15 protein-coding genes are annotated in these 18,393 nt (G+C 69.3%); 6 read left to right on the forward strand and 9 right to left on the reverse strand.

Annotation, left to right across the window (positions count from 1 at the left end):
* Positions 1-19: 19 nt before the first annotated feature.
* Positions 20-1,528: a CYTH and CHAD domain-containing protein gene (locus ACZ3HL_RS36975; RefSeq protein ID WP_465536041.1), complete on the reverse strand. Its 1,509-nt coding sequence runs from the start codon at positions 1,526-1,528 to the stop codon at positions 20-22.
* A 70-nt stretch (positions 1,529-1,598) separates the two neighbouring features.
* A complete protein-coding gene (locus ACZ3HL_RS36980; protein ID WP_465536043.1) occupies positions 1,599-2,456 on the reverse strand; it encodes a helix-turn-helix domain-containing protein in 858 nt (285 codons plus the stop codon).
* A gap of 481 nt (positions 2,457-2,937) precedes the next feature.
* On the opposite strand from ACZ3HL_RS36980, the gene ACZ3HL_RS36985 reads away from it, so the two are divergent.
* Entirely contained in the window at positions 2,938-4,056 is a 1,119-nt protein-coding gene (locus ACZ3HL_RS36985; RefSeq protein WP_465536045.1) for an erythromycin esterase family protein, read from the forward strand.
* Positions 4,057-4,231: 175 nt separating this feature from the next.
* Here ACZ3HL_RS36985 and ACZ3HL_RS36990 read toward each other — a convergent pair whose 3' ends face one another.
* Both ACZ3HL_RS36990 and ACZ3HL_RS36995 read right to left on the reverse strand, forming a co-directional pair.
* Complete coding sequence (locus tag ACZ3HL_RS36990; RefSeq protein ID WP_465536047.1) at positions 4,232-7,198, reverse strand: AfsR/SARP family transcriptional regulator; 2,967 nt, start codon at positions 7,196-7,198, stop codon at positions 4,232-4,234.
* 86 nt (positions 7,199-7,284) lie between these two features.
* Complete coding sequence (locus ACZ3HL_RS36995) at positions 7,285-7,995, reverse strand: DJ-1/PfpI family protein (protein ID WP_465536049.1); 711 nt, start codon at positions 7,993-7,995, stop codon at positions 7,285-7,287.
* Positions 7,996-8,093: 98 nt separating this feature from the next.
* Between ACZ3HL_RS36995 and ACZ3HL_RS37000 the strand changes: the two genes are divergently transcribed.
* The 3 genes from ACZ3HL_RS37000 to ACZ3HL_RS37010 all read left to right on the forward strand — a co-directional run bounded on the left by ACZ3HL_RS37000 (position 8,094) and on the right by ACZ3HL_RS37010 (position 10,878).
* Positions 8,094-9,071, forward strand: a complete 978-nt coding sequence (locus ACZ3HL_RS37000; RefSeq protein ID WP_465536051.1) for a GlxA family transcriptional regulator — start codon at positions 8,094-8,096, stop codon at positions 9,069-9,071.
* 41 nt (positions 9,072-9,112) lie between these two features.
* Positions 9,113-10,534: a YibE/F family protein gene (locus ACZ3HL_RS37005; RefSeq protein WP_465536053.1), complete on the forward strand. Its 1,422-nt coding sequence runs from the start codon at positions 9,113-9,115 to the stop codon at positions 10,532-10,534.
* Between the two features lie 83 nt (positions 10,535-10,617).
* Positions 10,618-10,878 (forward strand): hypothetical protein, encoded by a 261-nt coding sequence (locus tag ACZ3HL_RS37010; RefSeq protein ID WP_465411669.1) that lies wholly within the window; start codon positions 10,618-10,620, stop codon positions 10,876-10,878.
* A gap of 331 nt (positions 10,879-11,209) precedes the next feature.
* Here the strand turns inward: ACZ3HL_RS37010 and ACZ3HL_RS37015 are convergent, their stop codons facing one another.
* Both ACZ3HL_RS37015 and ACZ3HL_RS37020 read right to left on the reverse strand, forming a co-directional pair.
* Positions 11,210-11,866, reverse strand: a complete 657-nt coding sequence (locus ACZ3HL_RS37015; protein WP_465411670.1) for a hypothetical protein — start codon at positions 11,864-11,866, stop codon at positions 11,210-11,212.
* Entirely contained in the window at positions 11,866-12,474 is a 609-nt protein-coding gene (locus ACZ3HL_RS37020; RefSeq protein WP_465536055.1) for an MBL fold metallo-hydrolase, read from the reverse strand. The genes ACZ3HL_RS37015 and ACZ3HL_RS37020 overlap by 1 nt, the downstream gene beginning before the upstream one ends.
* Before the next feature lie 156 nt (positions 12,475-12,630).
* On the opposite strand from ACZ3HL_RS37020, the gene ACZ3HL_RS37025 reads away from it, so the two are divergent.
* Positions 12,631-13,488: a peptidylprolyl isomerase gene (locus ACZ3HL_RS37025; RefSeq protein WP_465411672.1), complete on the forward strand. Its 858-nt coding sequence runs from the start codon at positions 12,631-12,633 to the stop codon at positions 13,486-13,488.
* A gap of 1 nt (position 13,489) precedes the next feature.
* Complete coding sequence (locus ACZ3HL_RS37030; protein ID WP_465536057.1) at positions 13,490-14,275, forward strand: aminotransferase class IV family protein; 786 nt, start codon at positions 13,490-13,492, stop codon at positions 14,273-14,275.
* Positions 14,276-14,471: 196 nt separating this feature from the next.
* Here the strand turns inward: ACZ3HL_RS37030 and ACZ3HL_RS37035 are convergent, their stop codons facing one another.
* The 3 genes from ACZ3HL_RS37035 to ACZ3HL_RS37045 form a co-directional block, all read right to left on the reverse strand.
* A complete protein-coding gene (locus ACZ3HL_RS37035) occupies positions 14,472-15,251 on the reverse strand; it encodes an enoyl-CoA hydratase/isomerase family protein (RefSeq protein ID WP_465536059.1) in 780 nt (259 codons plus the stop codon).
* An 85-nt stretch (positions 15,252-15,336) separates the two neighbouring features.
* A complete protein-coding gene (locus ACZ3HL_RS37040) occupies positions 15,337-17,667 on the reverse strand; it encodes a RelA/SpoT family protein (protein ID WP_465411675.1) in 2,331 nt (776 codons plus the stop codon).
* Positions 17,668-17,745: 78 nt separating this feature from the next.
* Positions 17,746-18,264 carry an adenine phosphoribosyltransferase gene (locus ACZ3HL_RS37045; RefSeq protein ID WP_465536061.1) on the reverse strand — a complete coding sequence of 173 codons (519 nt, stop codon included), beginning with the start codon at positions 18,262-18,264 and terminating at the stop codon, positions 17,746-17,748.
* Positions 18,265-18,393: the final 129 nt, after the last annotated feature.

Here is an 18,393-nt window from a genome sequence, read left to right on the forward strand (position 1 = left end):
GAGGTCAACCCGGGCTACCTCATTTGAGCCATTTCGGCCGAGAACCTTTACCCAAGTCTTGCCATTCTCCGAGGAAGCGCCGGTGCGCGGACTCGGCCGCGGCGACCGAGCGTCCGTGCAGGACCCCGAAGGTGAAGGCGTTTTCATTCTCGGCGTACGCGCGCAGGCCGAGAAGCCGCAGCACATCCCGGGTGACCACGATGTCGTGATGCGTGCCGAGCGTGGACTGCACCGCCTTGACGTTCTTTCGCCATTTTCGAAGTTTCTTGCCGGTCACCGGACGGACCGTATCCGCGGCATACCGCGCTCGTTTGGCCTTCTTGCGTACTTCGTGCAGTGCGGCGTCCTGCTCCGCGCCGGGCTCCAGCCGGCGCGCCGCGGCGACGGCCTTGCCGAGCTTCCGGCCAGAGCGGGCGACCGCCTCGCATAGTTCCTTCTTGCCGTCCTTGATCTTCCGGGGTTTGCGAACGAGCTTTTCCAGTGCGCGCAACAGCTCCGTGTACCGCTTGCTGTCCAGCGCCCGGATCGCCCGCGCCTTGGCCTCTTCGGCCTCGCGCGCGAAATGCCGGGTCATCAGCTGCTCGACGTTGCCCAGCACCAGCTCGGCCGGCAGCGCCTCGACCTCGTCGCGCAGGCGCGCCGACATCACCTCGGTGTCCCTCGCCGGCCCGAGTTCACCCCCGAGCCAGCGAAGTTCGGCGGCCAGCCCTTCCGCGACGTCCGGATCGAGTGACCGCCGGAACGTCCGCAGCGCGCTGCGCAACCGCCTGCTCGAGACCCGCATCTGGTGCACCGCGTCCTCGGCGTCGCGGCGGACCCCGATGTCGTTGCGGCGCAACGCGTCCAGCTCCGCGGCGAGGTAGTCCGCCAGCACCGACCCCGACTCTCCCCTCGCGGAGGGCACGAGCTCGTCGGTCAACCGCCGGAGCTTCGACGGCCACCTCGACCGCTCCGCGCCCGCTTCCAGGACCGCGTGGTCCAACCTGTCGAGCACTTCGGGATCGGCACCGGGCGAGAGTTCGATCTCGATCTCCCGCCAGCGGTCGAGGTGCGCCTTCTCCCCGCCCGCTTCCCCGGTGACGACGTCGTCGGTCAGTGTCGCGACCTCACGGCCCTCCACGTCCAGCAAGGCATACGAGGTGCGCTCGGTGCGCAGATGCGCGGCCTGCACGAGTTTGGCGCCGAGGGTGTGCGCCCGGACCAGCTTCGCCAGCGCGCCCGGCACCTTGTCCGGCTTACCGGCCAGCGGAAGGCGAAGTTCCTCTCGCCGGTCTTCGCCGACCGGGAGTTTGAGGTGCCAGCCCTCGTCGCTCCCGCCCAGCCTGCGCCGCAGCGTGATACCGGCCTGGGCGAGCCGGAAGTCGGAGGTGTCGAAGTACGTGGCGTCGAGGACGTCGACCCTCGGTTCAGCCTGGTTCGCCACGGGACCGACCGGGACCAGCGGCGGGATGGGCCGATCGGCCGCCAGGTCGTACTTCCGCTCGATCTCCGTCTCGGCGACCGGGGCACCACCCTGCGTCTTCGTCACCACGAACTCCTTCTCCTTGGCTACCAGGAAGGATTACCCCAGGAAGCGGCCGAGGGAAACCTCGGACGGTTCACTCGTCCATCCGGTCGTACCGGTCCGCCCATTCGGCGAGTGTTTGACGTGACCTCTCCTCGGAGAGGGTATCGCTTTCCAGCCTCGCGACAAGGGAGTAATAAGCCTCGACCGCGACCCGGTCGTCGATGAACACCCCGGCCGCATAGGAATCGGTGTACACCACCGCCGGATGTTCCGTGAATTCCATGATGGAGAACGAATTCTCGAGCACCATGCCGACGCCGTCGCTTTCCGGGACGATACGAATGGAGCAATACGGCAGGTTCGCCGACAGGACGAGGTGAAGCAGTTGCTCGTGCATGATCCGGGGGCCTCCGACGACCGAACGCAGCGCGCGCTCGTGGACGTAGAACCGGCACCGCGGCGGACGATCGCGCTGCAGCAACCGCTGCCGCTCCATCCGGGCGTTCACGACCCGGTCCAGCTGAGCCTGGTCGCGGTTGCCGATCAGCTCGAAGGCAGTGCGGGCGTACTGTTCGGTCTGGAGCAGCCCTGGCAGGGTCAACGACTCGTAACGCACCAACGTGTGCGCGAGATTCTCTTGGATGGCAAGGGATTTCATCGGGTCGACGAGTTCGTCGAAGTACGGCCGAACCCAGTACAGGTCTCCGCCGGGCTGGGTCAGTTCCAGCAGCAGGTCACGTTCGGGCTCCGCCTCGCCGCAGGTCGCGAGATACAGCGCCGCGTCCACCACGGACAGCTCGCGCAGCCCTTGTTCCCACCTCGTGACCTTGCTCTGCAACCAGCCGTTACGGCGGCTGACGTCGGCTCCGCTGAAGTGCCTGCGCTGCCGGAACGCCTTCATGCGGTGGCCCAGTTCCCGGGTCCGCGCCGTCGAATCCTTCTCAACCATGCGGGCCAAAATAGGGCCGAACTCCGGCCGCGCGGTGATTGCCACGCGGTGATTCACCTCAACTGCTGATAACTTGCGCTCGCGCATTTCCGCGAAGGGCCACTTCGCAAGCGAAGCACCTTCGCGCGCGAAGCGTTCTTAAACTTTATAGCGGACGAAAGGAATGGGAGCGAGTCGTCCGGAAGTGGATTTCTTGCGACACGGCACCCGGGCTCCGGGCGCGCTCTTGGTCCGCGTATTCCTCCCTGCCACCCTGAGGGGCCCTTCGCGGGTCCGCGAGCCGAGCGCCAGCGGCGAGTAGTCGCGGCAGGCGCGAGGTCCGTGAAGGCCTCCTTGAGGGACTCTGGGTCCCTCAAGGAGGCCTTCACGGACCGACACCCGAACCCCGGCACCTAAAGCGCTGTTTGAGACTTTCGCAAGTAATGAGCTAGAGAGGGCGGGAAAACTTTCAACCGAGTAATCAACGATACGCTTGAACCTCATGAGTCAAGACATCCGAGACTTCGTGACCCCCTCCTGCGACCTGCTCGCCCTGGGCGAGCCCACGCACGCGACCCCGGTCTTCGCGGACGTCCGCAACGCACTGTTCGCGCAGCTGGTCGACCGCGGCTTCCGCTCGATCGCCCTCGAAACGGATCGCGTGGCCGCGCTCGCCGCGAACGACTTCGTCCGCGACGCCACCGGAACCCTCGACCTCGCGATGAGCGAAGGCTTCTCACACGTCTTGGGCACCGTGGAGGCGAACAGGCGGCTGATCGCCTGGATGCGCGAGTTCAACGAGAACCGGCCTCCCGAAGAGCGGCTTGCGTTCCACGGCTTCGACACCCAGACCGAGAACACCTCCGCGCCCAGCCCGCGGCCCTACCTCGAACACGCCCGGGACTTCCTGGGCCTCGACGTGGATATCGCGGGCCCGGCGGGCGACGACGAACGCTGGGGCCGCACGGAAGCCGTCCTGGACGCGGCTTCGTCGCCCGGCGCCTCGGCCGACGCTTACCGGCTGCGCGCGATCGCGGCCGACCTGCTCGCCGCACTTCGCTCCCGGAAACCGGAACCGGTCACGGACGACTGGTCGCGGGCGGAGATCCACCTCATGGCGGGTATCGACCTGCTGCGCTATCACCGGCAATGCGCCGAACCACTGGAGCCACACGAGCGCTACGCGCCTCTCGTCGCGACCAGGGACGCCATCATGGCGCGGAATCTGCTGGACATCCGCGCCGCCGAAGCCGTCCGGGGCAGGACGCTGGTCTTCGCCCACAATCTCCACCTGCGCCGCCAGGCGAGCACGATGCGGATGGCGGGAACGGAGACCACCTGGTTCCCCGCCGGCGCGCTGGTGGCTCCGCTGCTCGGCGACCGCTACGTCTTCGTCGCGACCAGCCTCGGCCGAAGCGACGCAATAGCGCTGGATGAGCCGGAGCCCGATACCTACGAAGGGTTCCTTCAGAAACACGTCACCACGGACTGGGCCCTGCTCACCGCATCCGAGGTCCCGCCCGCGAACGTCCGGACCGACCCGGTCCCGCGGCAGGGTTACTTCCCGCTCGACCAAGGAATCCTGAACGACGCCGACGCGATCCTGCACGTCCGGTCCTAGGCGTCGAACCGGGTGACGCCTCCTGCCCTCGGAAGGCGTCACCCGGCCACGAGCACGCGCCGCCACCCCCAGTGCCGCGAATCCGGGGCGGCGCGAAGTCCGCTCACTTGAGCTGGAGTCAACACGCCGGTGCCATAACTTCGCCAAACGCCGCGGCCGGCGGTCGTCCACCGGGCTATGCCGGTCTCACCCCGGAGCGGATCTTCGTCAAGGCTTCACGAGCTCGATCTCGCTGGGGTCCGCCCCGGTCCACGGCCGAAAGATCCTTGAGCGCGCGCAATTCCCACACCGGGAAGCCCAGCTCACGGAACAGCCCCGCCGCGGTCCGGAGCCCGTCGGCGGCTTCGGTCGCGACGCCTTCGTCGGCCCGCAGACGCCCGAAGCTGAGCAGGGCGTATCCGCCGCCCCGGCGGTCTCCGAGTTCACGGAAGGTGCTCATCGCCAGGCCGAGGTGCTCGGCGGCGCGGCCGTGTTCACCTGCCAGACGAAGCGATTCGCCGAAGCTCCGGTGCGTGTACGCGGCGGCATGCCGGTGTCCGACGTATTCGAACAGCTCCAGCGACCGCGAGAGGCATCGTTCGCTCTCCCCTGCGTCACCGGTCTTCGCGTGGAGGTCACCGAAGCTCCGGAGGACGTGCGCCTCCCAGTGGCGTTCACGCGAGGTTCGTGTGCCGATCAGCGCGCTCGTCAGCAGCTCGCCCGCCTCGTCCATACGGCCGTTGCGGCGCAGGACGTCGGCGTACCGTTTGGCGGACCTGTCGTGCTGCCGCCCGTCCTCGCAATGAAGCGAAAGCAGCAGGCTCGCGTCGAAACATTCCTTCGCCCGCCGGAAATCGCCGAGGTCGTCCCACAGCGAGCCGAACTGCGCCGACGCCGTCGCCTGCCCAGCGAGGTCGCCGCAGTCCCGCAACAGGTCCAGTGCCTCCCTCAACGCGTGGACCGCCGCGCCGGTCCGCCCGGTGTCGGCGTCGACGTCGGCTAGTGCGATGAGCGCGGACCCGGTGCCGGGATGGTCACCCACGGAGCGGAACGTGCTCTCCGCCAACGAGAAACAGGTCCGCGCCCGGGCGAGATCGCCCGCGTCGGCGTGGGCGTGCCCGAGCTTGAGCAGCTTTCCCGCCTCGGCCGGGAGATCGACGCGATCGCGCACGATGCCGAACCCGAGCCAGGCCGGGGATCCGCCTTTCGCCGGGCCGACGAGATCGCTGTAGGCGTCGGCGAGCCGTATGGCCAGCTCGGTCCAACCGTGGTTCTTCGCGGTGCGGACGGCGAGCGCGAGGTTCGCCGTTTCCACGTCACGCCAGCCGATCGGGTCCGCCGCGACGCGATCCGAAACCGACGCCGGGACGTCCGCCGGTCTAGACGGCGGGTACCCGGCGCCGAGTGCCGCGGAAGCGTGTTCGGCCAACGCCGCCATGACCGTCAGTGCGCGCCGAAGGGCTCCGGGGTCCGGCGGTTCCCGGAGCGCGAGCCGGATCAGGCCCGGTAGCCGGTACCGGAGGACGCCCATTCGATCGGGCTCGGCCTGGAGCAGGTGGTCGTCCACCAGTTCGTCGAGCAGTTCGGCCGCCTCGCCGGCCGACCGGCCGAGCACGGCCGTCGCGAACCAGCCGGCGAACTCGGTGGCACCGGGGAAACCGAGCAACCGCAAGGATTTCCGTTGTCGTGGCGACAGCTCGGCGAGCGCGTCGGCGAGCACCGGGCGGACGCCGAGGTCTCCGGCGGCGAGTTCGTCGAGGCGCAGGCGCTCGTTCTCCAGGCGCGCCGCGAACTCGGCGACGCTCAGCCTCGGCCGATGCAGGAGCTTCATTCCCGCTGCCCGCACCGCCAGCGCGAGACCGTCGCAGCAGGCCAGCACCCGGCCGGCCGCGTCGGGTTCGGCGGACAGGCGGGCCTCTCCGGCGATCGCACCGAGGAGGTCCCGTGACTCCGCGTCGGTCAGCGCACCGACTTCGACAGGTCGGGCGCCGACGAGCCCGGCCAGCCGCCGCCGTGTCGTGACGATCGCCGCGCAGCCGGGACCGGTCGGCAGCAACGGCCGCACCTCGGCCTCGGACCGGCAGTTCTCGAGGACCACCAGCAGCCGCCGGTCCGCGGTGTGGCTCTGCCACAACGAGATCCGCCCGGCCCGGTCGGCGGGGATCTCCGCATCCGCGAGGCCGAGCGCACGGAGGAACCCGGCGAGCACGTCGCCGGTGTCACGCAGATCGGCGACGAGCTGCCCGTCCGGGAACCGCTTGCGCACCCGCCACGCGACCTGGACGGCCAGCGCGCTCTTCCCCGATCCCGCCGCGCCATGGAGCACGACCGGCGCCGGTCCGCGCAGCGCGCGTCCCACCTCCGCCAGTTCCCTGACCCTGCCGGTGAAATCCGGTGTCGCCGACGGCAGGCGGCACGGCGCACCGCCCGCGGACCAGCCGGTGCCCGCGATCCGGCGGCGGACCGCGAGCAGATCCTCCCCCGGCGAGACACCGGCGTGCTCCCACAACGCCTGGCGGCATCGGTCCAGCACGGCCAGCGCCGCGTCCCGGCGCCCGAGCCCGTCCAGTGCCTCGGCCAGCGATCCGGCCAGGCGCTCGTCACCCGGCCGGGCGGCCAGTTCGGGTCCCAACCGGTCGGCGACCGCCTTGTGGTCACCCGCCACCAGTTCCAGCTCCACGAGCTTGCCCAGTACCGAACACCGCCGGTCCTCGAGCCACAGCCGGTGCGCCTCCACCAGCGGACCGGCAGGCACGTCGGCGAACGCCCGCCCACGCCACAACCCCAGCGCCTGTTCGAGCAATGCCCTGCGCTCGGCACCGGCCACCTTCGCGGCCGCGGCGGTCAGCTCGGAGAAGGCCGTGACGTCCAGTTCCCCGTCCGACACCGTCAGCCGGTAGCCGTTCCGGCCGGGCCGCAGCCGCTGCCGGGCGTCGTCCACCGGTACACCGGGCGACAACGCCTTGCGCAGCTTGGAGACCGCCATCTGCACGACCGCGGCGGCACTCGAAGGCGGCCCCTGCGGCCAGAGTTCGTCCACGAGGGTGTCCCGGTGGACGAACTCGTTCGGCCGGGCCAGGAGCACCGCGAGCACCCGGCGGGGCTGAGCCGCCGACGGCAGCGGGACCGAGGCCGCGAGCGGGCCGAGCACCTTGAACTCCACGAACCACCTATCACCTGGACGGATGACCCAGAATGTAACCCGGTGCCGTCCCCGTGACAGCGGCTTCTCACCCGGATGGCCGCCTCTTACTTCCCGGTGTGCACGAGCAGCTTGTCCCGTAACGCGGGCTCGTCCGCGAGTGCTTCGTTCAGCGTGTGCTCCAGCAGGGGCTTGAGATCCCCGTACGGCCGCTTCGACCAGTCGAGCGGCCCCTGCGGCGGCTCGGGGTCGTACTCGATGACGAATTGGATCGTCCGGGCGATCTCGGCGCCGACGAGCCGCTCGACCAGATGCAGCGCGAGATCGATCCCCGCCGACACCCCGGCGGCGGTGATCACGTTCCCGTCCTCGACCCAGCGCTCGGCGACGGGCTCCGCGCCGAAAGCGCCCAGCAGCTCACGGAACATCCAGTGTGTCGTGGCTTTGCGGCCCTTCAGCAGTCCGGCCTGTCCCAGCAGCAGCGATCCCGTGCACACCGAGGTCACGAGTTCCGCGTTCGCCCCGGCGGTCCGCAGGTATCCGACCAGTTTCTCGTCGGCGAGCGCCTTCAGCGTCGGCGCGGCGCCACCGGGTACGAGCAGCGCGTACGGCGACGGGACTTCGTCGTAGGTGTGGGTCGCCACGAGCTTCAGCGGGTTGTCGGTGGTGACCGGGTCCTTCGTCTCGCCGACCACGACCGTCCGGTACTCCTGCGCCGTGCTCGCCATCCCGTCCAGCACGGTCAGCGGCCCGACCATGTCCAGCGGGGTCATCCCCGGGTACACCACGAACGCGATCGTCTTCTTGTCGTCTGTCATGGGACAACGGTGTCGCAGGCGCGGGACCGCGGTGGCCCGGATGTCCGGATTCCTGCGAACAACGTCCGACGGCCGGGCACTACTGGTAGCGTTCGATCATGCCGGGTTCACCCAGACGAGTGTTGATCGTCGGCTACAGCAACGCCGAGTTGCTCGACATCGCCGGTCCGTCGGACGTCCTGGACGCCGCGACCAAACTCGGTGGCAGGCCGGGGTACGAGATCATGCTCGCGAGCGTCGACGGGCGGGGCATCCGCTGCGAGTCCGGGCTGACGCTGCAGGCGCAGCACCGGCTCGACCAGGTGACCGGCGAACTGGACACGCTGATCGTCGCGGGCGGCACCGGGCACGAGGCGGCCGCCGCCGACCCGAGGGTCGTCACCCATGTCCGCAGGCTCGCACAGCAGAGCCGTCGCGTCGCTTCGGTGTGCACCGGCGCCACGGTGCTCGCCGCGTGCGGGCTGCTCAACGGGCGGCGTGCCACCACGCACTGGCGGTTCGCGAACCGGCTCGCGACGAGCTATCCGCAGGTGAACGTCGATCCCGTGCCGCTGTACGTGCGCGACGGCAACGTCTACACGGCGGCGGGTGTCACCAGCGGGATCGATCTCACGCTCGCGTTCGTCGAGGCCGACCACGGCCCGAGTGTGGCCAGGGAGGTCGCCCGCATGCTGGTGACCTACCTGCAACGGCCGGGCAACCAGGCGCAGGTGAGCATGTTCCTGTCCGGGCCGCCGCCGGAGAACCGGCTCGTCCGCGACATCACCGCGTACGTGGCGGAACATCTGGCGGGCGATCTCGGCACCACCGTCCTCGCCGAACGGGCCGGGATCAGCACCCGGCAGCTGACCAGGCTGTTCGACGCGCACCTGAGCACCACGCCCAGCAGGTACGTACGGGCGGCGAGGACCGAGAACGCGGCGAAACTGTTGTGCGGCACCGAACTTCCGCTGACCTCGATCGCGCGACGATGCGGTTTCGGCTCGACCGAGACACTGCGCCAGGCCTTCCTCGATCACTTCGACACCCCGCCTTCGGCCTATCGCCGTGTCCACCTTCGGCAGGCGTTCGGCTAGGCCGTGTGCGGCGCGCGCCGTGGACTGTGGAGGATGTGCGGGTGAACCGCCGCGACATCTCCGACGACGACACCGGCCCGATTCGCCGGGTTACGGACGCCCCGTCCGATCGTTCGCCCGGAACGTCCCGTTCGCCGCGCCGGACTCCGCCGCCCGAGGGAGCGCGGCGCCCCCGTCCCCCGGCCCAGCGGCCGCGGCAGGCTGAGCCGGGCCGACGTCGCGCCCCGGAACCGAAGCCCGAACCGAAGCCCGAGCCACCCGCCGGTCACGGGCACTCGCACGGCCACGGGCCGGCCGCACCGGCGTCGAAACGGGTCCGTCTCCTGCTGATGTGGCTGCTGATCCCGCTCGCCGTCGCCACCGTCGTCGGGATGATCGTGCTCTACCCGTGGGGCAAGGATCCGGCGAAGAGCGTCTTCCCCCAGGGCGTCCCGGTGAACGCGACGATCACCGGGACGATCACCGGCCCGTGTCTCGCCGAGGGGCAGGTGCAGGTCGGCGAGCCGCCGCCGGACGCGAAGCCGTGTCTCACCAGCGAACTGACGATGACCGACGGCCCCGGGGCCGGGAAGTCGCTGAGACTGACGCTTCCCATCGAGCCGAGCACGCCGCGGTTCGCCGCGGGCGACGAGGTGGTGCTGTCCTACAACGGCGGCGACGTCGCCAACCCCGCGTCGTTCCAGATAGTCGACTTCCAGCGCGGAACCCCGTTGCTGCTGCTCGCCGGGTTGTTCGCGCTCGCGGTGATCGTGCTGGGCCGCTGGCGGGGGCTCGCCGCGCTGGTCGCGCTGGGGCTGAGCTTCCTGGTGCTGGCGTTCTTCGTGCTGCCGTCGATCCTCGCCGGGGAAAGCCCGCTGCTGGTGGCGATCGCGGGCGCGGGCGCGATCATGTTCGCCGCGCTGTACCTGACGCACGGGTTGACCGCGAGAACGTCGGTGGCGGTGCTGGGCACCTTGGTGAGCCTGGTCCTGATCGGCGTCCTGTCCGCGATCTTCTCGGCCGCGGCGTCACTGACCGGGCTCGACGACAGCACCTCCCAGCTGATCGGTTCGCTCGGGCACGGGATCGACGCGCGCGGCCTGCTGCTGGCCGGCGTCGTGATCGGCGCGCTCGGTGTGCTGGACGACGTCACGGTGACGCAGACGAGCGCGGTGTGGGAGCTCCGGCGGGCGAACCCGTCGCTCGGCTGGCGTGAGCTGTACGGCGCGGGCCTCCGGATCGGCCGCGACCACGTCGGCTCGGCGGTCAACACCCTCGTGATGGCGTACGCGGGCGCCGCGCTGCCGGTGCTGCTGTACACGTCGCTGTCCGGGGTCGGGCTCGGTTCGATCCTCGGCGCGGAGGACATCGCGCAGGAGATCGTCCGGACGCTGGCCGGAAGCGTCGGCATCGTCGCGGCGGTCCCGGTCACCACCGTGCTGGCCGCGCTGATCGCCTCGCGGGAGCCCCAAGAGTCCCTGTAGCCACAGACGCCCCAAAGTGCGAGCCCACCGCGCGATCACGGGCCGAAGTCGGGTACGAAGAGGCCGCACCCGAGGTTCGCTGCGTGATCGGAGGGGCCATGTTCGACGTGTTCGCCGTCCCCAGACAGCTGACCGCCGTCGCGCGGCGCGTGCTCGTCTCGACGTTGGAAGCCGTCGAGGCGGTACCCAAGATCGCCGTCGCGCTCGACGACGTGCGGTCGACGCTCAAGCACTCGGAGCGGCTGGCGACCTTCGCCGCGGGCGAGTTGCCGGAGATCGTCTACCAGCTGGAGGAGATCAAGGCGCGGCTGGAGAAGCTGGAGACCCGCACCGACGCCTCGTGAGTGGTAAGGACGGTTCTAACCGTCCTTACCACTCACGAGACTTGACTGACCATGCCGCCGTCGGCCTTGTGGTCGCCTTGAAGTACATGAAGACCCCCTCCCTTGCGCCTAGGTACAGGGTGGGGGCCTTCATGTACTGAGCCAGAGTTTCCTCGGCTGAGGAGGTGGCGCAGCCTGGGCGGCGGATGGCGATCGCGTAGTCCGTGAAGGCCTCCTTGCCTACCTTCAGGGTAGGCAAGGAGGCCTTCACGGACCCCCACCTCGGCAGGTACCTAAGACATCGTTGGCTCTAACCGTCCTTACCACTCACGAGGCAGAGCGCCGTCCGCAATCAGTCCAGCGTCGCCACGAACCGGCTGACCGCCTCCATCGTGAACCGCTGGATGTACTTCCCGGCGGGCGCCGCCGACGCCAGCCGGTAGAGCGGCCGCTCCGCCGCCGCGTCCCCGCGCGCCTCCGATTTCAGCTGGGCCACCAGCAGTTCCGAGAACACCAGGCCGTTCGCCTCGGTGTTGTTCAGCAGCGCGTTCGCCAGCTTGCGCAGCTGCAGGATGCCCAGTTCCCGGCCGCCCGCGCCGGAGTAGACGGCCAGGTCGACCTTCACGACCTTGCGGCGCTTGCCGGCGTTGACCAGCAGGCTGACCGTCCGGGTGCCACGCACGTCGCTGATCACCAGGTCGATGCGCTCGGCCGCGTTCAGGTCGATCCGCCGCACACCCCAGGTCCGCACGATGAGGGTGTCGCCTTCGAGCCAGACCCGGCGCCGGAGGTTGTAGAACATGATGTAGAGCAGCGGGATCGCGATCACGCCGGCGACCACGAGCCCCGCGATCTCACCGCCGATCAGCCCGGCGATCCCGCCGAACGCGGCCGCGAAGATCACGACTCCGGCAACACTGGAGCAGCCCCGCTTGCGGCGCAGCTTGGGGTCGTCGTGGAACAGCGGGAGACGTTCGGGGGTCTCCGGGGTCCCGGTCGGCTCGGTCATCACGCACCCGTCCCGGCCAGGAACGGGTTTCCCGCCCGCTCCTGCCCGATCGTGGTGGCCGGGCCGTGGCCCGGGAGAACGACGGTTTCGTCGGGCAGAGTCATCACCTTGGCCCCGAGCGACCGCACGAGTTCGTCACCGTCCCCGGCGGACCGGCCGATCGAACCGGCGAACAGGCTGTCCCCGGTGAGCACGATCCGGCCGCCCTCGGCGGAGGTCAGCCCGAACACCACCGAACCGGCGGTGTGCCCCGGTGTAGCCGACACCGTGATCTCCAGTCCGGCCAGCGCGAGCGGGCCATCGGCGAGTGGCACGATCCCGTCCTTCCGTTCTCCGGCGTCCCGGCCGAGGAGTGGCCGGTCCGCCTCGTGCAGATAGAGGGGTATTCCGTGGCGCACGCCGATCTCGTCCGCCGAAGCGACGTGATCGGGGTGGCCGTGGGTGGCGAGCATCGCGACCGGCGTCAGGCCGTGCGTGGAAAGCGCGGCCTCGAGCGGCCCGGCGACATCCTCCCCGGGATCGACGATCACGCAGTCCCCACCGCCTTCAGGGGCGAGCAGGTAGCAGTTGGCTTCGAGGGGGCCTGCCGGAAAACCGACAACCAGCACGAAACGCCTCCTCAGTTCTTCCGCCGAACAGGTGACAGGATGGTCCTGATCACGATCAAGTAAGCCTAGCGGCCCCTGTACGGGGGCCTCACAGGCTGTGCCAATAGACTCCCGCTACCTCAGACGTGTGACATCGAGTGGAAACCGGGAGGGCGGGTGCCGACCAACCAGCAGCGCCGCGAAGCCGCGAAGCGCAAGCTCGAGCGACAGATCGTGCGACGGGCCGAACAGGCCAAGCGGCGCAGGATCGTCGGCTCGGTAGCGGTCGTCGGTGTCGTCGCCATCGTGGCGGGCGCGGTGTGGTGGATCGTCAGCAGCAACAGTGGTGACGATGCCGCCTCCGACGCTTCCCCGAGCTCGGCTCCTCCGACCCCCGAGGTCACCATCCCCACGGAGCGCGCTCCGATGCCGAAGCGGCCGACGCCGCTGGCGAACCCGGTGGCCTGTGACTACAAGGACGACACCAGCAAGCCCGCTTCGAAGAAGGTGAACAAGCCGGAAGGCAAGGACGTCTCCTCGAACGGCACGGTGAACGTCGTGCTGAAGAGCACCGCGGGCGACATCCCGCTGACGCTCGATCGGGCGCTCGCCCCGTGCGCCGTGCAGAGCTTCATCAGCCTCTCCCAGCAGGGCTACTTCAACGACACCAAATGCCACCGGCTCGGCACCACCGGCCTGCAGATGCTGCAGTGCGGTGACCCCGAGGCCAGCGGTATGGGCGGCCCGGGCTACACCATGCCGGACGAGGCGTTCCCGGAGATCAAGTACGGGCGCGGCATCCTCGCGATGGCGAAGACGCAGCAGCCGAACTCCGGCGGAAGCCAGTTCTTCATGGTCTACGGCGAGGCCGAACTGTCCCCGGACTACTCGGTCTTCGGCAGCATCTCCGACGAGGGCCTGAAGGTGCTCGACAAGGTCGCCAAGGCGGGCGCGAACGCGCAGGCCGGCAACGGCGACGGCACCGGCCCGCCCAACACCGAGGTCAAGTTCACCGGCGTCACGGTCGACGCCTGACGTGAAGCTGGAAGTCAACGGCGCGCCCGCCCGGTCGGCAGACCTGGCGGGCGCGTTCGGTTATGGCCACTTCACCGCGATGCAGGTCCGCGACGGCAAGGTCCGCGGGCTGGACATCCACCTTCGCCGTCTCGCGACGAGCACGCGGCGCATGTTCGCCCACGACCTCGACACCGAGGCGGTGCGCGGGTATGTACGGCAGGCCATCCGGGGTGAGGACGCGCTGTCCGTACGGGTGCTGATCTTCTCGCGGGCGTTGGACTGGGCCGGCCCCGGCGCACCGGCGGCACCGGATGTCCTCGTCCGGACAGGGCCGCCCCGGGAGCACGAGATGACACCGCTGCGCCTGCGATCCGTGCGCTACGAGCGGGTTCTCCCGGAGGTCAAGCACGTCGGCACGTTCGGGCTGCTCCACCACACGCGCGAGGCGAAGCTGGCGGGATACGACGACGCGCTGTTCGTCGACCACCAGGGCCGGGTCAGCGAGGCGTCGATCTGGAACGTCGGTTTCCTGGACGGTGACACCGTGGTCTGGCCGCAGGCGCCGGTGCTCGACGGGATCAGCCGGCAGCTGGTGCGTCGCGGCCTCGAGCGGAACGGGATCCCGCAAGAGATCCGCGACGTCCGCCCTGGCGATCTTCCCGGGTTCGACGCCATGTTCCTGACCAATTCGGAGTCGGTCGGGTGGCCGGTGGCGTCGGTGGACGACGTCGTGCTGCCGTTCGCTCCGGAGACGGGACGGATCTTGACCGAGGCGTACGAAAGCAACCCGTGGGACGAGATCTAGCGCGGGGTCTCGTGAGCGGTAATGACGGTTAGAACGATCATTGCCACTCACGACCCCCGCGCAAAGCGCTCAAATCGGGCATCGGGCGAGCCTTGATGTCCCTTGTGGACGGTTGGGTCATGATCAGCCCCCTGCGGGCCGGTCTCCGGCTCGCGACACGGCAAGTCTCGCGTCAGCCCTCACGCCTGCGGCCGGCTCAGCGGTAGGTGAACTTCGGCGGCCGCCGCGCCAGGAACGCGGCCACTCCCTCGGCGTAGTCCTCACCGTGCAGAGCACCGAGCCGGATCTCGTCGACTTCTGCATCGGATTCCTGTTGTCCCGCCACGATCTTCTCGATGATCCGGTTCATCCCGCGCACCGATGCCTGCGAACGCGAAGCCAGCGTCTCGACGAACTTCCCGGTCGCGGCCTCCAGCTCATCGACCGGGAAGACGTCGTTCAGCAGCCCGATCTCCCTCGCGCGGCGTGCGTCGACGAGTTCACCCGAGAGCAGGAAGTACTTCGCGTGCGCCGGGCCGACGAGCGAGACCAGCTGCCGTGTCGAGCCGAAGTGGTAGACGATCCCGAGCTTCGCCGGCGTGATGCCGAAGCGTGAGCCCTCCGCCGCGAAGCGGAAGTCGCAGGCGACCGAAATCTGGCACCCGCCACCGATGCAGTTGCCCTGGATCATCGCGACGGTCGGCTTCCGCGACGCCGTCAGCGCCGCCACGGCACCGTCGACGGCCTTGTCGTAGGTCTCGGCCGCGTCGGCGGTCGAGCGCAGCTCCCGGAACTCGCTGATGTCCGCGCCCGCCGAGAAATGCGCGCCCGCGCCGGTCAGCACGAGGACCTTGACCGCCGGATCCGCCTCCACCCGCGCCACCACGTCCGGGATCGCCGACCACATCCCGTAGGTGATCGCGTTCATCTTCTCCGGCCTGGTGAACGTCAGCCGCGCGACCTCGCCGTCGCGAGTGAACTCGAACCCGTCAGTCATGCATGAATCCAATCAGTCAGGCGAAGCCTGTCCGTTGAGGGCGGCGGTGGGGCGGGGCCCGGGTGTAGCCGGGACCCACCGAAGATCACGAAGCCGAAGTGACCCGATACACGTCGTAAACACCTTCGACGCCTCGGACCACCTTCAGCACGTGCCCGAGGTGCTTCGGGTCGCCCATCTCGAACGAGAAGCGGCTCACCGCTACCCTGTCGCGTGAAGTCGTGACCGACGCGGACAGGATGTTGACCTTCTCGTCCGCGAGCACCTTCGTGACGTCCGAGAGCAGGCGGTGCCGGTCCAGCGCCTCGACCTGGATCGCGACGAGGAAGACCGAAGACGCCGACGGCGCCCATTCGACCTCGACGAGCCGCTCGGGCTGGGCCCGCAGGTCGTCGGCGTTGGTGCAGTCGGTCCGGTGCACGCTGACGCCGCCGCCCCGGGTGACGAAACCGAGGATCTCGTCGCCGGGCACCGGCGTGCAGCAGCGGGCGAGCTTGGCCCAGATGTCACTGGCGCCCTTCACCACGACACCGACGTCGTTCGAGCCGCGGCGGCGGGTGACCGTGGACGGTGTCGCGCGTTCGGCGAGCTCCTCCTCCGCCTCGTCGACCCCGCCGATGAGCGCGACCAGCCGCTGCACGACGTGCTTCGCGCTGGTGTGGCCCTCGCCGACGGCCGCGTACAGCGAACTGATGTCGGGGTGCCGGAGTTCGGTGGCGACCGCGCCCATCGACTCGGCGGAGACCAGCCGCTGGATCGGGAGGCCGACCTTGCGGACCTCCTTGGTGATGGCCTCCTTGCCGCCTTCGATCGCCTCGTCGCGGCGTTCCTTGGCGAACCACTGCCGGATCTTCGCGCGGGCCTTGGGCGAACCGGCGAACTGCAGCCAGTCGCGGCTCGGCCCCGCCGTCTCGGCCTTCGAGGTGAAGATCTCGATGACCTCGCCGTTCTCCAGCTTGCGCTCGAGCGCGACGAGCCTGCCGTTGACGCGGGCCCCGATGCAGCGATGCCCGACCTCGGTGTGCACGGCGTAGGCGAAGTCGACCGGCGTCGAATCGACCGGCAGCGTGATCACGTCACCCTTGGGCGTGAACACGAAGATCTCGCGCGAGGCGAGCTCGTAGCGCAGCGACTCGAGGAAGTCTCCCGGGTCCGCCGCTTCACGCTGCCAGTCGAGCAGCTGGCGCATCCACGCCATCTCGTCGACGTCCATGGCGTTCCCGTTGTGGGTGCCCTTGGTCTCCTTGTACCGCCAGTGCGCGGCGATGCCGTACTCGGCGGTGCGGTGCATCTCGTAGGTCCGGATCTGGACTTCCAGCGGTTTGCCGTCCGGGCCGATCACCGTGGTGTGCAACGACTGGTACACACCGAAACGCGGCTGCGCGATGTAGTCCTTGAACCGGCCCGGGACCGGCTGCCACAGCGCGTGGACGACACCCATCGCGGCGTAACAGTCACGGACGTCCTCGACCAGGATCCGCACACCCACCAGGTCGTGGATGTCGTCGAGGTCGCGGCCCCGGACGATCATCTTCTGGTGGATCGAGTAGTAGTGCTTCGGCCTGCCTTCGACCTTGGCGGTGATCCGCGAGCCTTCCAGATTGCTGGTCAGCTCGGTGATCACCGACCGCAGGTACGTGTCGCGCGAAGGCGCGCGATCGGCGACGAGGCGGACGATCTCGTCGTACTTCTTCGGCTGCAGGATGGCGAAGGCCAGATCCTCCAGCTCCCATTTGACCGTCGCCATGCCGAGCCGGTGCGCCAGCGGGGCGAGGACCTCCAGGGTCTCGCGCGCCTTGCGGGCCTGCTTCTCCGGCGGCAGGAAGCGCATCGTGCGCATGTTGTGCAGCCGGTCGGCCAGCTTGATGACCAGCACACGCGGGTCGCGCGCCATCGCGATGACCATCTTGCGGATGGTCTCGGCCTCGGCGGCCGTGCCGAGCTTGACCTTGTCCAGTTTGGTGACGCCGTCGACGAGCTCGCCGACCTTCTCGCCGAAGTCGGCCTTCAGGCTCTCCAGCGAGTAGCCGGTGTCTTCGACGGTGTCGTGCAGTAGTGCCGCGACCAGCGTCGTGGTGTCCATGCCGAGTTCGGCGAGGATGGTCGCGACCGCGAGCGGATGCGTGATGTACGGGTCGCCGGACTTGCGCCGCTGCTCCCGGTGCAGCTCTTCGGCGACGTCGTAGGCGCGCTGGAGCTGCGCGAGGTCCGCGTTGGGATGCAGCTCGCGGTGGATGACGGCGAGCGGCTCGAGAACCTGCTTGACCGGTGCGGCACGCTGCGCGGTGATCCGGCGGGCGAGGCGGGCACGCACGCGGCGCGTCGCGGACGGCGTCGGCGCTGCCCCCTGTCGCGCCACACCGTTCTGCTCGGTGCCGTCCTTCGAGGACACCGCGGCATCGAGCTCTTGGCTCACCCGCACCTCCTGCGCTTCGTGCGGCCTTCGGACATCAAGGGTAACCGCTCCCCCTCGCGGCTCACTTGGTACGCCCGGTCAACACACCCGGAGGGCCTCCACGCGGCGCCCCTCAAGCACGGAACGACCACCGAGCGCGCCGAGTTCCATGACCACCGAAACCCCGGTGACCTGGGCCTTCGCGTCTTCCAGCAGTTCGCAGGTCGCCGCGACCGTGCCACCGGTCGCGAGCACGTCGTCGAGGATCGCGACACGCTGGCCGGGCTCGACGACCCCTTCGGGCAGTTCGACGGTCGCGGTGCCGTACTCCAGCGTGTACCCGACCCTGCCCGCGACCCGGGGCAGCTTGCCGGGCTTGCGGATCAGCGCGACACCGAGGCCACGGGCGTAACCGACGGCGGCCGCCAGCAGGAATCCGCGCGCTTCCACCCCGGCCAGCAGATCGACCTCGGGATCGACGGTGGCGGCCAGCGCGTCGGTGACGGCCTTGAAGCCCGCCGCGTCGGCGAACAGCGGGCTCAGGTCCCGGAACAGCACGCCGGGTTCCGGGAAGTCCGGCACGTCGGCGATCAGGTCGAGTGCCTTGTCCAGCTCCATGTACTTCCTGCTCTCCTGAACACCAGGAAAGGTCCCTGGTCTCAATCGGTTGTTGCAAGTGGTGGCGGCTGATAGGAGATCCTCATGCCAGGACCGCGGTTGACGCGCGAGGAGCGGGACAAGATCCAG

It is taken from the genome of Amycolatopsis sp. NPDC000009 (assembly GCF_055563465.1).

Coding starts and splice junctions, on each gene's coding strand:
- ACZ3HL_RS37015 (WP_465411670.1), bottom strand. CDS start 11,866: ATGACCGAGCCGACCGGGACCCCGGAGACCCCCGAACGTCTCCCGCTG.
- ACZ3HL_RS36985 (WP_465536045.1), top strand. CDS start 2,938: ATGAGTCAAGACATCCGAGACTTCGTGACCCCCTCCTGCGACCTGCTC.
- ACZ3HL_RS36980 (WP_465536043.1), bottom strand. CDS start 2,456: ATGGTTGAGAAGGATTCGACGGCGCGGACCCGGGAACTGGGCCACCGC.
- ACZ3HL_RS36995 (WP_465536049.1), bottom strand. CDS start 7,995: ATGACAGACGACAAGAAGACGATCGCGTTCGTGGTGTACCCGGGGATG.
- ACZ3HL_RS37045 (WP_465536061.1), bottom strand. CDS start 18,264: ATGGAGCTGGACAAGGCACTCGACCTGATCGCCGACGTGCCGGACTTC.
- ACZ3HL_RS37000 (WP_465536051.1), top strand. CDS start 8,094: ATGCCGGGTTCACCCAGACGAGTGTTGATCGTCGGCTACAGCAACGCC.
- ACZ3HL_RS37035 (WP_465536059.1), bottom strand. CDS start 15,251: ATGACTGACGGGTTCGAGTTCACTCGCGACGGCGAGGTCGCGCGGCTG.